General features: G+C 75.5%; 8 protein-coding genes. 5 read left to right on the top strand and 3 right to left on the bottom strand.

Going from position 1 to position 14,922, the window contains the following annotated elements:
• Nucleotides 1-13: 13 nt before the first annotated feature.
• The 3 genes from OCS65_RS07845 to OCS65_RS07835 form a co-directional block, all read right to left on the bottom strand.
• Nucleotides 14-1,465, bottom strand: a complete 1,452-nt coding sequence (locus OCS65_RS07845) for a dynamin family protein (protein ID WP_050035742.1) — start codon at nucleotides 1,463-1,465, stop codon at nucleotides 14-16.
• Nucleotides 1,462-3,288, bottom strand: coding sequence for a dynamin family protein (locus OCS65_RS07840; RefSeq protein WP_006945110.1), 1,827 nt, complete (start codon nucleotides 3,286-3,288; stop codon nucleotides 1,462-1,464). The genes OCS65_RS07845 and OCS65_RS07840 overlap by 4 nt, the downstream gene beginning before the upstream one ends.
• Nucleotides 3,289-3,406: 118 nt before the next feature.
• Nucleotides 3,407-5,671: an IniB N-terminal domain-containing protein gene (locus OCS65_RS07835; protein WP_263509355.1), complete on the bottom strand. Its 2,265-nt coding sequence runs from the start codon at nucleotides 5,669-5,671 to the stop codon at nucleotides 3,407-3,409.
• Between the two features lie 246 nt (nucleotides 5,672-5,917).
• Here OCS65_RS07835 and OCS65_RS07830 point away from each other — a divergent pair, with 246 nt between their 5' ends.
• The 5 genes from OCS65_RS07830 to OCS65_RS07810 all read left to right on the top strand — a co-directional run bounded on the left by OCS65_RS07830 (nucleotide 5,918) and on the right by OCS65_RS07810 (nucleotide 14,607).
• Nucleotides 5,918-7,762, top strand: a complete 1,845-nt coding sequence (locus tag OCS65_RS07830; protein ID WP_263509353.1) for an Hsp70 family protein — start codon at nucleotides 5,918-5,920, stop codon at nucleotides 7,760-7,762.
• A 3-nt stretch (nucleotides 7,763-7,765) separates the two neighbouring features.
• A complete protein-coding gene (locus OCS65_RS07825) occupies nucleotides 7,766-10,240 on the top strand; it encodes a LuxR C-terminal-related transcriptional regulator (RefSeq protein WP_263509351.1) in 2,475 nt (824 codons plus the stop codon).
• On the top strand, nucleotides 10,231-11,754 hold the full coding sequence (locus tag OCS65_RS07820) for a hypothetical protein (RefSeq protein WP_263509350.1): 1,524 nt from the start codon (nucleotides 10,231-10,233) through the stop codon (nucleotides 11,752-11,754). The genes OCS65_RS07825 and OCS65_RS07820 overlap by 10 nt, the downstream gene beginning before the upstream one ends.
• A gap of 92 nt (nucleotides 11,755-11,846) precedes the next feature.
• A complete protein-coding gene (locus tag OCS65_RS07815) occupies nucleotides 11,847-13,175 on the top strand; it encodes a S1 family peptidase (RefSeq protein WP_065922207.1) in 1,329 nt (442 codons plus the stop codon).
• 130 nt (nucleotides 13,176-13,305) lie between these two features.
• Nucleotides 13,306-14,607: a S1 family peptidase gene (locus OCS65_RS07810; protein ID WP_006934301.1), complete on the top strand. Its 1,302-nt coding sequence runs from the start codon at nucleotides 13,306-13,308 to the stop codon at nucleotides 14,605-14,607.
• Nucleotides 14,608-14,922: the final 315 nt, after the last annotated feature.

The following is a 14,922-nucleotide window of genomic DNA, read 5'->3' as shown; positions in this document are numbered from 1 at the left end:
AGTCCGAGACCTGTCAGCCTGCGACGTCGGCGAGGATGCCTTCCCCGCTGCGCGCCGCCACGCTGCACGCGTTCGCGGTGAACCGGTCGAGCAGGGGATGCTCGGCGCGGGCACGCCAGGTGCGGACGGCGGCGACGCCGGCGGCGTGGATCTCCGCGGCGGTCGCCTCCGGCCCGAGACCCAGCCGCTGGGCAGGACCGATACCGAAACCGCCGATCAGCCGCTGCAGTTCGAGCAGGTCGTTCTCGCTCAGCGCGACCCGGGTCGAGCGCAGGCGGCCGAGCAAGCGCAGCTCGGTGAAGCCGTGGACGTCGGCGAGCAGCCGCTGCACCGAGGCGAGCAGCGGGCCGTCGCGGTGGGCGCGCAGGACCCGTTCGAGCGACATCAGCGCCGAATGCGCCTTGAGCTGATCGGCGCGCTGGCCGAACTGCACGTCGATCACCTGACGCAGTTCGTCGAGCCCGCTGCGCGCCACCAGTTCCGCGGCCAGCGTCGGCGAGTCCCGTACCCCGAGATGGATCAGCGTGACGGCCATGCGGATCCCGAACAGGCCGAACCGGTCGACCAGGTGCGCCCGCGTCCCCGGATCGACAGGCAGCGCAATGTCGGGGCGCGCGAACCGATCCGCCGACAGCATCGCCACCTGAAGATCCTGCGACGGCACCTGCGCGAGCGCCTCGAACGCGGCGAACTCGCTCTGCCGCAACGTCCGCGCGCCCAGCGCGAGCAGCCCCGCGACCGGCACGACGGCCTGGCACAGTCCGGTGCGCTCGAGCTCGCCCGCGAACCGGGCCGCGACCTCCTTGGCGGACATCATCGCGTCCATGCGGCCGGCGCCGACCTCGTCGGCGCGGGAGACCACGCCGATCACCCCGAGCGGGCCGGACTCGCCGCCCACGTGCTGGCCGATCCGGCCGAGGAACTGCACGTCGGCGGCACCGAGGGTGCGCATCAGGTAGACGACGGCGTCGGCGCCGGACGCTTCGTCGTCGGGGGTCAGCAGCTCGAACGTCCGGGCCGAGACGTCCTGTGACAGCGACGACGTGCCCGGAGTGTCGATGATCGTGGTCTGGGCGAGCGCACTGGCGGGCCACTCGACGTCGATGCGGTCCACCCGGTCCGCGGTCAGCTCGCCGAGGTCGAAGGTGAGCCGGCCGTCGCGGCGCTGCACCGGCACCGGGAGGATCCGGTCGCCGTCGTAGCGGGCGGTGACCGAGGGGGTCGAGCCGCTGCGGTACCACGTGACGACGCGCGTGCACTCGGTGGCGTCGGTGGGGGCGATGTCCTGCCCGACCAGGGCGTTGAGCAGCGTCGACTTGCCGGCCTTGAGAGAGCCGGCGAGCGCGACGCGCAGCGGCTGCTCGAGCCGCGCCGCACACAGCGCGAGCTGCTCGGCGGCGCGCGGGTCGCCGCCGTACCGGGCACGCGCGTGGGCGACGAGCTCGCGGGCCTGTTCGACGCTCACGCGCCGGCCCCGGCCAGCTGCGCGGCCCGCTCGCGGAGGGTCGTCAGCGCACGCACGTGCGTCTCGAGTTCGGCGATGCGGCGCTGCCGCTGCGCCTCCTCGACCGTCGCGGCCTCCTGCGCGGCGCGCAGCGACTCGGACAGCGACCGCAGCGTCTGCTCGGCCAGCTCGGTGAAGTGGTCGCGCAGCTGGCGCTGGATCAGCCGGAGCCGGTCCTTCGACTCCTTGCCCACCTGGAAGCCGACGTCGTCGGTGAACTTGCGGACGGCGACCTTGGCGTCGGCGCGGCGCTTGGCGATGCGCGCCTGCTTGTCGTCGCGATAGGCCTTGGTGCCGAGCACAACTCCCGCCCCGACGGAGATCGGGTTGACCAGCGCCATGCCCATGAGCGTGGTGATGAGCCCGAACATGAGCACGCCGCCGTAGGAGCCCTTCATTCCCACGAGCATCTTCTGGCCGACGCCGATGCGGCCCGACTCGAGGTCCGAGAGCCGGGAGACGGGCTCGAGCAGCCCCTCGAGGTCGCCGAGGCGCAGATCCGGCAGGTCCACCGCACCGCTGTCGGCGAAGTGCCGGGCGACGACCTCCGCGAGCCACACCGAACGTTCGTGGGCCCACACGAAGTTGTCGCCCACGGATTCGGCGACCTGCTCGCCCAGCCATTCCCCGATCCGCGGCCATTCCTCACCGGGGTCGCATTCGTCGACGGTGGCCTCCGCCTCGCGGGTGACCCGGCGCAGCCGGTCCCGCAGGTCGTGGTCGATGTCGGCGGCGAGGTCGGCGATGCCGTCGGCCAGGGTCTGCTGCCACTGGGCGGCCCGGGTGCGCAGCGCCTCCGCGGCGGACTTGGCGCGCTGCAGTTCCGCGACGGCCGCCGCACCGGTCTCGGGGTCGCGCAGCGCCGCGAGCTCGCTGCCCAGGCCGAGCGCGACGTGTTCGACGACCGACTTCACGTCCAGCGCGACGGACCGCCGGGCGGCGTCGGCGCCGCGCGCGACGACCCGCTCACGGAGGAACCCGTACACCGATTCGAAGCCCGACTCCTCGTGCAGCGACGCGTCGTCGAGGCGCAGGGCGTGACTGCGCAGCAGCGACGAGACGGGCAGCAGGGGCACGTCGAGGCCGGCGCGCTGCAGGTGCCCGCGGTCGGCGGCGACGATCTCGCGCCAGTGCGGGTACAGGTCCGTCTTGGTGATCAGCACCGCTGCGGCCGGGCACAGCTGCAGCACCTGCCGCAGGAAGCTCAGCTCCGGCTCGGTGAACTCCTGGCTGGCGTCGGAGACGACGAACACCGCGTCGGCCGCCGGAAGCAGACCCAATGTTGCTGCGGCGTGCGGGTTTCCGTGCCCGCCGACACCGGGGGTGTCGACGAGGACGAGACCGTCGGCGAGCAGCGGGCTCGGCACGTTCACCTCGAGCCGCAGCACTTCCCGGCCGCCCGCGCGCGGCGTGCCGGGCGTGACGTGCTGCAACTCGTCGATGGGCAGGTCCACCCGGACGGGATCGCGGCCGGGCTCGGCGAGCACGAGTTCGGCGAAGGTGCGGTCGGCGTTCTGCACGACGGTGGGCACCGCGGTGGTCTCGTCGTCGCCGACCGAGCACACCTCGAGGTTGAGGAGCGAGTTCACGAACTGGCTCTTGCCCTGTTTGAGCTGGCCGACGACGACGACCCGCAGCCGGGGGTCGACGACGCGAGTGCGCGCCGCCTCGAGCCTGGCGGCGAGGTCACCGCGCTCGGCGGCGCGGATGTGTTCGGCGGCCGCGTCGATCAGTTCGACGAGGGCCGCGCGGCGAGCGGCGGCATCTGCGGACGACGTGTGCATGGTGATCGCTTCGACTCGCCTTCTGTCGGAGTGCGGGCTGCACCGAGATTATGTCCTCCGCGACGAACGCCGGCCCCGCGTGGTGCACGCGGGGCCGGCGCCGGGTCCGTGCGGTGGGTCAGCCGAGGAAGGTGTCGAAGTCGGAATCGGTGCCGACACCGGCGCCGGCGTCGATCCCGCCGTGCAGATCGGCGTCGGCACCGGTGTCGGCGGAACCGAACAGGCCACCGGTGCCGCCCGCGCTGCCGAAGACGTCGCCGGCGTCGATGGACGACCACGCGTCCGTCGTGCCGTCGAGGGCTCCCGAGAGCTGGCCACCGAGCTGCGAGGTGCCCTCGGCCGCGCCGCCGAGGCCCGTACCGAGCGCACCGCCGGCGTCCGTGGCTCCCTCGAGCCCGCCCGTGACGGCGCCGCCGACCTGCGACGCGCCGCCCGCGGCGCCGTCGAGGCCGCCGCTCAGGCTGCCGCCCAGGTCGGTCGCGCTGCCCAGGCCGCCCGCCAGGCCACCGGTCAGCTCGCCGCCGAGGTCCGCGGCACCCTCCAGGCCACCGGTCAGGCCGCCGCCGAGCCCCGCCCCGAGATCCGCGGCGCTCCCGAGCCCGCCGGTCAATCCACCGGCCAGGTCCCCGCCCAGGTCCGCTGCCCCGTCGAGCCCGCCCGACAGTCCACCGGCCAGCCCGCCGCCCAGGTCCGCTGCCCCGTCGAGCCCGCCGGTCAATCCACCGGCCAGGTCCCCGCCCAGGTCCGCTGCCCCGTCGAGCCCGCCCGTCAACCCACCGCTCAGGCCGCTGCCGAGTCCGGCGCCGAGGTCAGCGACGGTATCCAGTCCCCCGGACACGTCGCCGGTGAGGCCGCCGACCGCCTCGCCGCCGCCGGCGAGCTGCCCGCCGAGGTCGAGCGCGCCGTCGAGGGCGTAGCCGAGCTGGCCGGTCAGGTCCGCGTCGGCGCCGAGACCGCCGCCGAGGGTGGTGGCCAGCTGGGAGCTCAGGTCCACGGTGGAGTCGAGCGTTCCGCCGAGGCCGGCCTCGAACACCCCACCCAGCGCGGAACCGAGGTTCGCGCCGGCTTCCCCGCCGACGGAGAACGCGGAGCCGAGCACCGCGGAGAGGGTGCCGTCGGCGCTCGATTCGACGGTCGTCGACAGGTCGAGCGCGACGTTGAGGGCGTTGCCGAGCTCGAGGGTCGCGGAGTTCTCGAGACCGAGCGCGCCGCCGAGGAGGCCGCCGACCGCGGTGCCGAGGTCCACGCCGCCGGAGGCGTCGCCGCCGAGGAGGGCGCCGAGGTCGATGCCGCCGACGAGCCCGCCGTCGGCACTGCCCTCGAGTACGGCGCCGAGGGTGCCACCGAGATCACCGGCGACGGAGCCGCCCGCCTCGAGCAGCGCGGACAGGGAGGCTCCGAGTCCCGCGGTCACGCCGGTGAGGGCGTCGAGGCCACCGCCGAGGTCCAGGCCACCGGCGAGCCCGGTACCGACCTCGAGGACGGATTCGAGGGCGCCGCCGAGCTGTCCGGCGAGGTCGGTGCCCAGGCCCAGCGTGCCGCCGAGGGTCGCGCCGACGGCCGTCGCGAGGTCCGCGCCACCGGCGAGGGCCGCCTCGACCGCGGTGGAGAAGCCGCCGCCCGCGGCGAGCGCGGTGTCGAGCAGACCGCCCAGCGCCCCCCCGAGCTGGCCGCCGAGCTCACCGCCGACGCCGAAGGCGGCCTCGAGCGCACCCGACAGGTCCAGGGCGGTCCCGGCCGTCGCGCCGAGCGCCGCGTCGAGCGCTGTACCGAGGTCCGCGACGACGCCGGTCGCGGCGTCGAGCCCGAGGCCACCGGCGAGGGCGCCGGAGAGCGCCGCGCCCAGGTCCAGGTCGCCCGCCAGGTCGAGCGCGCCGGAACCGATGCCGCCGAGCGCGCCGCCCGCGCCGAGGGCCGCACCGAACGCCGCACCGAGCGCGGCACCGAGATCGCCGCCGAGTTCCAGGGCCGCGCCCAGCGTGCCGGCGAGATCGGCGGCCAGCTCGGCCGCGAAGTCGGTGTCGAGGCCGAGACCGCCGCCGAGGCCACCGCCGACGGCACCCGCCAGGCCGAGCCCCGCGCCGCCGGCGAGACCGAGGCCCGCGCCGCCGGCCAGGCCACCGGTGAGACCACCGGCCGCACCGGCACCGATCGCGCCGGCCGCACCCACCGCCCCACCGAGCGCCGCGGTCAGCTCGGCGGCCGTCCCCGCGAACAGTCCGCTGTCGGCGACCAGGGGCGCGACGGCGACGATGTCGGCGTGGCACACGTCGGCGAGACCGGCCTGGGCCAGGGCGGCGTCGGGGTTCGCGCAGTAGCGGGCGAGGGCCTCTTCGTCGCGCAGCAGGCTGAGGATGAAGTCGAGCACAGCGTTGGTGGACATCGCATCTCCTGAGGTCGGTGTTCTGCGATTCACGCTACGAACGGCCCGTCCCCCGCCCAAGGGGGCGGAGTCCCCCATCGGTCCGGGGCCCGTACGGGGGCGGGGGTTAGGGGATCGGGACGGATAGGGGGATCGCCCCCGCGCCGGGGCCGAAGGTCTCGAATCGGGCTAACGACATCGTGTCCGATTACGACATCCAACGCGACACGGCGGATCCGTCCGCCCCGACCAGGGGAGCGAAACGACATGGCAACAGGACTCGGAGTCACGATCGGTTCGGCGGACTCGGTGGCGGCCACCGCGTTCGATCGCGCCGACACGTACCGCCCGGTCGTCCTGTCCCGCGCCAGCGAGCTGCACCTTCCCGCCGACGACGCGCCGCACCTCGGTCGTCGTCCGGCCGCGCCGGGTTCGCTGGTGTTCACCGACTTCGTGAGCCGGGTCGGGGATCCGGTGGGGGTGCTCGCCGACAACGGGGCGTCGTACTCCGGGGAGGACCTCACCGCCACGGCGATCGGCTGCCTGGTGCACGAGGCGTCGCGTGACCTGCCGGAGGCGCCCACGATCACGGTGGCGCATCCGGCGCCGTGGGCCGGCTACACCGTCGATGCGTTGCGCGATGCGCTGTCGCGGGCCGGTCTGCCCGACGTGACGCTGATGCCCGAACCCGTCGCCGCGGTGCGCTGGCTCGACGCCGCCCAGGGCCCCCTCGGCGACGGCGTGGTCGTCGTCTACGACCTCGGCGCCCGCACTCTCGACGTCTCGGTGCTGCGCACCGGCGCCGAGCCGGTGCTCCTCGGCCGCCCGATCGGCAGCGAGGACGTGTGCGGCGGTCACCTCGACCACCTGGTCACCACCCATCTGCTGGACACCGTGCGCGACGACGTCCCCGACTTCGATCCGTTCGCCGCCCCCATGACGGCGGCGCTGGCCGAGCTGCGTGCCCGCGCGACGGCCGCGAAGGAACAGCTGTCGACCGACACCGAGACGGTCGTCACGATCGACCTGCCCGGCGTGCGGCGGGACGTGCGTCTCGTCCGCGACGAGTTCGAGGAACTCGCCCGCGGCCCGCTGCAGGCGTCGATCGCGCTGGTGCACGAGGCGCTGCGCGGCGCCGGGGTCGAGCCGTCCGACGTGGGGCGGGTGCTGCTCACCGGTGGCGGCGGCGCGATCCCCCTGGTCGCCGAGCTGATCTCGGCGGAGCTGGGCATTCCGGTGGTCGCCGGCCCGCGGCCCGCCCACACCGCCGCCCTCGGGGCAGCCCAGCCGCCGGTGAGCTCGGCAGCGGCCCAGCCGCCGACGGTGAGCTCCGCGGCCGCGGCGACCGTCACCCCGCCGGCGGACGACGAGGTGCCCACCACCGCGCTGCCCGTGACGACCCTGCACGACCGGCCGGCCGAGACGGTCTCGCCGGTTCGCCCGGCGATCGTCCCGGCCCCGGCCGCCGCGGCGGTGGCGCCGGCGCCTTCCCGTTCGCGGCGCTACGTGCTCGCCGGGGCCGCGGCCGCTGCGCTCGTCGTGCTCGGCGCGGGTGGTCTCGCGATGGGCACGCTCGGCACCTCCGACGCGTCGGAGACCGGTGCGGGCGTCGCCACCTCCGAGACCGTCCCGGGCGCGACCCCGGCCTCGGCGGGGGGCCCGGCGACGACCGCGACCACCGGGGCCGGCACGAGCGGCACCACCCCGGGTGCGGCACCGGGCACCCAGGCCGCGGCCACGGCGGCGACACCCGGGGCGCCGGGCACCGTCGCCCCCGCCGGGAGCATTCCCGCCGGCACCCCCGCGCCCGGTGCGGCGCCGGGAGCGCCGGCCCCCGGTACCCCCGCGCCCGGCACCCCCGCCCCCGGCACCGTCGCCCCGGCACCCACGACCACGGTCGTCCCCGCCCCCGCGCCGGCTCCCGCTCCCGCCCCGGCGCCCGCGCCGTCCCCGAACTACGGCTCGCAGGTCGGTGACGCGCTCGGCGGCGCCGGTCAGGGTGCCGGCGCGGTCCTCGACGGCACCGGCAACGCGGTCGGCGGCGTCGTCGACGGGGTCGGTGGTGCCGTCGGTGGCGTCGTCGACGGTGTCGGCGGACTCCTCGGCAACTGACCGATGCCGCAGCCCACCCCCCTGCCGCGCGACGTCGCGCACGCCGTCGCCGCGACCCCGCCGCGGCTGCTGCTCACCGGTCCCGCCGGCAGCGGCAAGTCCGCATTGCTGTCCTCGGTGCGGCAGACGCTCGCCGGCCGGGGCCTCACCGTCGGAACCGATCCGCGTTCCCCCGCGCCGGCGGCGCTGGTGGTCGACGACGCGCACACCCTGCCCGCCGAATCGGTCCTCGCGCTCGCCGAGCAGGTGCGGCGCGGCGAGCGGCCGGTGGTCGTCGCGACGGAGCCGCGGCCGCACCGCAGCGATCTGCGGGCGCTGCTGTCCGCGTTCGGCGCGCACTCGGCGCTCGTCGAACTGCACCCCCTCAGCCCGCGCGAAATTGCCGGTCGCGCAGCAACTCTCGGTCTCACCCCGCGCCCGGAACCGATCCGCGCGGTGCACCGGCTGACCGGCGGCGCCCGCGACGTCGTCGACGCGGCCCTCGCGGCGTTGCGCGACGGCACCGATCCCCGGCGGGCCGCCGCGGCCCGCGTTCGCGACCGCCTCGGCGGCGGCGACCCCGACCTGCCCCGGGTCCTGGTCCTCGCCGGCCTCGGCGGCACCCTCGACCCGCTCGAGGTCGCCACCGTCCTCGGCGTCGACGCGGACCGCGCCCGCGAGCTCGTCGACGCCGCGCGGGCCAGCGGCCTGCTCACCGTCGACGGCGACGTCCCGATCCCCGCGGCCGCCGCGGTGCCCGCCGCCGTCCTCGGGACCCACGCCGTCCGCACGCTGGCGCACCGGCTGGCGGCGCTGCGCCTCGACGCGGGGCTGCTGACCGCGGACGCCGCCCGGGCTCTCGCCGAGGCCGGGGTGGCCGACGCCCGCCTCGCCGCCCTTCTCGTGACGCTCGCCGACGCGGCCGAGCCCGCGCAGGCCCGCACGCTGTACGACGCGGCGATCCGTGCCGGCGCCGACGCCGATGCGCTGGACGTGCGCCGCGCCGAGGCCGCCGGGCTCGCCGGCGACCTCGCCACCGCCGGACAGCTCACCGACCGTCTGCTCGACCGGGCCGGTGCACTGCCCGCCGGCGAGCTGGCCGCCGCCACCCGCATCGCCGCGACCGTGGCCGCGCGCCGCGGCATGCTGGGGCGCAGCGCGGATCTGTACGAGTGGCTCGGCCCCGAACGGGCCGGCGCCGACGCGCCCATCGCCGCGACGGTGCTGCTCGCCGCGGGCCGCCCGGGCACCGCCGCCCGGTTCGGCACAGAGGCCGCGGCGCCGACGTCGTCCGCGGCGGCCGCGCAGCTGCTGGCCGCGGGCCTGCGCGAGTCCGTCGGCGGCGACGGGCGCGTCGCGATGAACACCCTCACGCGGGCCCTCTCGGTGCACGGGGCGACCGACCGGACGCGGCTGCTGCCCGACACCCCGGAGGCGATCACCGCGCTGCTGTGCCTGCACTCCGGCGAACTCGCCCACGCCGGCGCCGTGCTCGGCCGCGCCACCGCGGCGCCGTCCGTGCGGCACCGCCTGCTCGCGGCGTGGACGGCGCTGATCGGCGGCGACCTGCCGGCCGCGACGGCCGCCGCCGACGAGTTCACCCCCCACGCCGCCGAGCAGCGGGACCTGCTGTTCCTGCACGGGCTGCGGGTGGGCCTGGCCCGCCGAGGCGGCGACGTCGGCGCGCTGACCGCCGCCTGGACCGCGGCGCAGGGCGTGGTGGCCGAGTACTCGGTGGACCTGCTGAGCCTGCTGCCGCTCGGCGAGTTGTGGCTCGCCGCGGTCCGGCTCGGCGAGGCCGACCGCATCGCCCACCTGGTCGGTCAGGCCCAGGATCTTCTGACGACCCTCGACGAACCGCCGCTGTGGGGCGCGACGCTGCACTGGTACGGGGTGCAGGCGGCCATCGCCGCGGACCGGCCCGCGGAGCTGCTGCCGCACGCCCGGGCCCTCGGGGCGGCGGCGGAGACCACCGCCTACGCGGCCGCCCTGGCCCGGGCCGGGCAGGCCTGGCTGCGGGTGCTGCAGGGCGATGCCGACCCCGCGCGCGTGCAGGCGGCCGCGGAATCGCTCGCCGCGATCGGCCTGCCGTGGGACGGGGCGCGGTTGGCCGGCGAGGCCGCGCTGCGCGTCGACGACACGGCGACGGCGACGGCATTGCTCCAGGTCGCACGGGCCGTGCGGCACCCGTCGGCCGCGCCGCGCACCGCCGCGCCCACGCCCACGCCCGCGGCCGACGCGCCGGCGGCGCCGAGCCCCCTGTCGGACCGCGAGGCGGAGGTCGCCGACCTCGTCGTCGCCGGCCTGACCTACCGCGAAGTAGGGTCGCGCCTGTACATTTCCGCGAAGACTGTCGAGCATCACGTCGCGCGCATCCGGCGGCGGCTCGGCGCCGGCTCGCGATCGGAGCTCATCTCGATGCTCCGTGCGCTCGGCCACGGCGCCGAGGTTCGGCAACCGGCAACCAGTGGGAACGGGGGGATTTCTGCATGTCCGTAGGCGTGGGCCTGAGAGTCGGCACCATCGTGTCCGCCGTGGCCGTCACCTCCGCCGAGGGCATCCGTCCCGACCCCGAGCCGGTCGAACGCCTCACCCGTCTGCACCTGCACTCGGACGGCACGGCAACGCTCGGCGTCCGTGACCCCGGCGCCGCCGACGAGTGCAGCTCCTTCTCCGGCTTCGTCGACCGAGTGGGCGAACCGGCCGGGGTGCGCGCCGAGGACGGCGTCCTCTCCCGCGCGGAGGACCTCGTCGCGACCGCGATGGAATGCCTGCTCGCCGACGCCGCACCCCTGGTCGGCGACGCCCCGGCGACCGTCGCCGCCGCACATCCCACCGCATGGTCGCCGGCGACCGTGGCGGTGCTGCGCAACGCTCTCGACTACGTCGGGCTGCGGCACGTCACCCTGATCTCCGACGCCGAGGCCGTCGCGGCCTGGTTCGAGGCCCGGGTCGCACAGCAGAGCGGCCGGCTCGTCGCCGTCTATCACCTCGACGCCGGCGGATCGACGGTGACGCTCGTGCGGTCCGGTGTCGCCGCGGGCCGCTCGTTCCGTTACCCCGAGGGGGACGCCCCGTCGGTACCCGCGCAGCTGTCGGCCGCGCTCGGCGCGTTCGGCTGGCTCGTCAGCAACCTCGACGCCGTCGTGATCAGCACCGAGGAGCCGGTGGACCCGTCGGCGGCGCAACTCGTCGCGCAGACCGTGAAGGCCGGTATGGGCGTGCGGTGCGTGCTGCCGCCGCAGCCGCAGCACGCGGTGGTGCGGGGCGCGGCGCTCGCCGCCGCGGCCGGTTCCGCGGACATGCTCGGCGCCACCCGGATCATGCCGGCGGTCCGCACCGGCGCCGCGGCGCGCACCCAGCTCGACACCGTCGCCCCCGTCGAGCCGCCCGTCGCGGCCACGGCCCCCGTCGCGGCGGCCGGCACTGTCACAGCGGCCGGCACTGTCGCAGCGGCCGGCACCGAGGCGGACGCGGTGCCCGGGGGCCCGGACCGGGCCCCGCACAACCGGCTGGTCGTCGGCGGCGCCGTCGCGGCGGCCGTCGCGCTGCTCGTCGGGATGGGCGCCCTGGTGTTCTCGCTGCGGGACACCCCCGCGGACACACCCGTGCGGGAGGCGGGCGCCGCCTACGAGTCGCTGTCGAGCGCGGTGCAGGTGCCCCCGAGCACCGGCACCCCGACCAGTACCACCACCACGACGACCGCCCCGGACGCGGCGCCGGCCACCGTCGACTCCGGGCTCGTGGCGCTCACCCCCGCCCCCGGCACCGCCGTCGAGGCCGCGCCGCCGAGCACGTCGGCCCGGGCCACGATGTCCCGGCCGGCCCCGTCCACCACCACGCGGTCGACCACGGTCGAACCGACCACGAGCGAGGCCACCCGCGAACGGGACCGGCCCACCCGGACGACGACCCCCACGACCGTCGCGCCGACCGGGACGTCAACGTCGACGCCCCCCGAAACCACGGAACCGGACCCAACGGACACGACCGGTTCCGAGGCGGCAGGGTGACCCTCCCCGTCCCGTACGCTGTCACACGGTTGTGTCCGCTTCCGCGGCACGACCGCGCACGAAACCCGTCAACCCATTCTCGAAGGGCCCCCATGCGTCACTCGTCGGCGTCGCGCGCCGCTGCTCGTACCACCGTTCGCCGTGTCGTCGTCGCGGCGGCGTCGGCACTGCTGCTGGCCGGGCCGCTCGCTGCGACCGCCCACGCCGCCCCGGCCGATCAGCTGCCCGCGGATCAACTGCCCGCCGAACTCGTCGAGGCCATCAGCCGCGACCTGAAGATCAGCGCCGACGAGTACCTCGCGCGATCCGAACGCGCGCAGGAACTCGCGGACTACGCGCGCAGCTTCCGTGCCGAACGGCCGGAGGACTTCGCGGGGGCATGGCTGGGCACCGACGGCCGGCCCGTCGTCGCGGTCACCAACCCCGACGCCGCCCGGCAGGCCGAGAACGACGGCTACCACGTCACCGTCGCGCCGGTGTCCGCGGACGGGCTCGAACAGTCCCTCGCCGAGCTGAACCGCTGGGTCGCCGCGCTCCCCCGCGAACTGTCCTCCCAGGTGAACGCGACGTCGATCGACGTGTTCAACAACCGCCTGATCGTCGACATCGCCAACAGCCCGGCCGGCCGCGCACTGAACCTGCCGACGCTCATCGCCAACGTCCAGGTCATGCTCACCCCGGGCCAGCCGCCGAACGAGCCCGGCCCGCTCGGTGGCGACACCTACATCACCGCCGACGGGGACGTCCGCTCGACGCCGCTCGACCGCATCGGTGTCTGCTCGTTCGGCTTCAACGCCGTCGACGCCGACGGATCGGCCGCCAACATCACCGCCGGCCACTGCGACGCGGTCGCCCGCGAGGACGGCGGCTCCACCGTCTACCTGCCCAACCGGGAGAACATCGACGAGAGCCTGAAGATCGGCGCGTTCACCCGCTCGACCGTCGGCGAGGGCAGCACCCTGGACTACGGCATCATCGGCCTCGACCAGGCGGGCGAGGACGTCGGCCTGAACCGGCCCGTCATCCGCGGCGGCAACGGCTCGACGCTGACCGTCACCGGCACCGCCGCGCCCGTCGCCGGCGCCCCGGTGTGCAAGTCCGGACAGTCGTCGTACTTCACGTGCGGCATCGTCGCCGCCGACCGGATCGAGACCCAGCTGGTCCGTGCCGACGGCACGAGCACCACGATCCGCGGCTTCGCGACCACCGCCTGCACCCTCTCCGGCGACAGCGGCGGCGCCATCGTCACCGGCACCCTCGCGCTCGGCGTGATCAGCGGTTCCAACAGCTCCGGCGCCCCCGACTGTGTGGAGGCCAACCTCGTCCTCGCACCGCAGGGTGGCACCTCCAGCCTGGGCATCTCGATCCAGGACATCGAGGCCGAGACCGGCGCGCGGGTGCGCACCGGCGCTGCAGCCTGACCGGTCCCGCGCCACGCCGCGCGGCTGGGTGTTCGCGCGGCCGACCCCATATGATCGTCCCGTCCAGCACCGGCCCGCCCGGGGCCGGCATCTTCGCGCACCGTCGCGGAGATCAACGAGGAAGGCATCCATGCGACGCTCCTTCGCCCGTCGAGCAGCGGTTTACGGTTCGGCAGCGCTCATGCTGCTCGGCCCTGCCGCCGCCATCGCACAGGCCGACCCGGCCCCGATCGAGGCGACGGCGCTGCCGAACGAACTCGTGGAGGCGCTGGCCCGGGACCTGCAGATGAGCCCCGAGCGGTACCTGACGGATGCTGCCCGCAGCCAGGAGCTGGCCCGCTTCGCCGAATCGGCGCGGGAGGAGTTCGCTGCCGTGTTCTCCGGCGTGTGGCTCGAGCGGGACGGCACGCCGAAGGTGGGGCTGACCGAGGGCGAGGGTTACGACGCGGCCCGCGAGGCCGCCGAGGACGCCGGATTCACCGTCGAGGACACCGACCGCACCGAGACGCAGCTGCGCGACGAACTGAAGGCGCTGAACGACTGGCTGGCCACCCAGCCGCCCGCCGTCGCCGACCTGGTGCGCGGCGTCGCCATCGACGTCGTGAACAACGACGTCGTGCTGCGCACCGAGAACGTCGCCGGGATTCGGCTGCCCGACTTCCTGCAGGGTGCCCGGGTGCTGTTCGCGCCCGCGCCGCTCGTTCCGGAGCCGGCCGCCGGCGACCTGCGGCCCGTCGCCGACCTCGCCGCCCCGACGGCCCTGTTCGGCGGGGACGCCTACGCCGCGCTCGGCGCCGGCGAGGGCCTGCGCTGCTCGCTCGGCTTCAACGCCGTCGACAGCTCGGACCGCCCGGTCAACATCACCGCCGGGCACTGCGACCCGAACCGGCCGTCCGCCGGCACCCAGTTCGCGTCGAAGGTGTACCAGCTGCTCGGTGAGGAGCTCGGCCAGCAGCTCGGCACCTTCGAGAAGACCAGCCTGGACGGCCGCGACTACGCCGTGATCCGGCCGACCACCGAGGCCCAGGGCCGGTTCGAGAACAACGGTGTGCGGGTGCCGCTGGCGGCGCCGCTGCCGATCACCGGCGTCGCCGAGCCCGTCGTCGGTGCGCCCGCGTGCAAGTCCGGCGTCCGCTCGGGCTACAGCTGCGGTGTCGTGACCGCCTCGGGCCAGACCGTCGAGGTCGGCCACCGCGTGCTGGAGAACGGCTTCTCCACCAACCTGTGCGCCCTGCAGGGCGACAGCGGCGGCACGATCGTCACCGGCACCCTGGCCCTGGGCATCTCCAGCGCCTCCAACGTCGGTCAGTACGGCATGTGCGAGATTGCCGGCGTGGTCAGCGGCCTGCTGGGCGAGTCGCCGGAGTTGTTCGCGACGCCGATCTCCGCGGTCCTCGCCGAGAACCCCGGGCTGCGCGTGCGCACCTGGTGATCGCCGCTCCCTGAGAGCTCCACGAGGGCCCGCCTCCGGCCGGAGGCGGGCCCTCGTGCTGTGCGGCGTGTCGCGCCGAGCGAGACGCCGGGAAACCAGCCGCCCGGTTTAGGATCCTGAAGGTCCCGAGGTCCGGCCACGGAGTGTGCTCCGCGGCCGGACCGTCGCATATCCCGGCGTCCGTTGACGGCGGTTCGACGAGAAGGTGAGTGACTGTTGTCAGCAGACCTAGCAACGGTTGGCGTCGACGTAGTGGTCTACGCCGTCGAGATCGTGGTGCATCTTTTCCGGCTGATCACGCTCCAGTCCTGACTG

The organism is Rhodococcus aetherivorans, assembly GCF_025722975.1.
GTDB classification, from domain to species: Bacteria; Actinomycetota; Actinomycetes; order Mycobacteriales; family Mycobacteriaceae; genus Rhodococcus; species Rhodococcus aetherivorans.
This window is presented reverse-complemented; position numbering and strand designations above follow the sequence as displayed.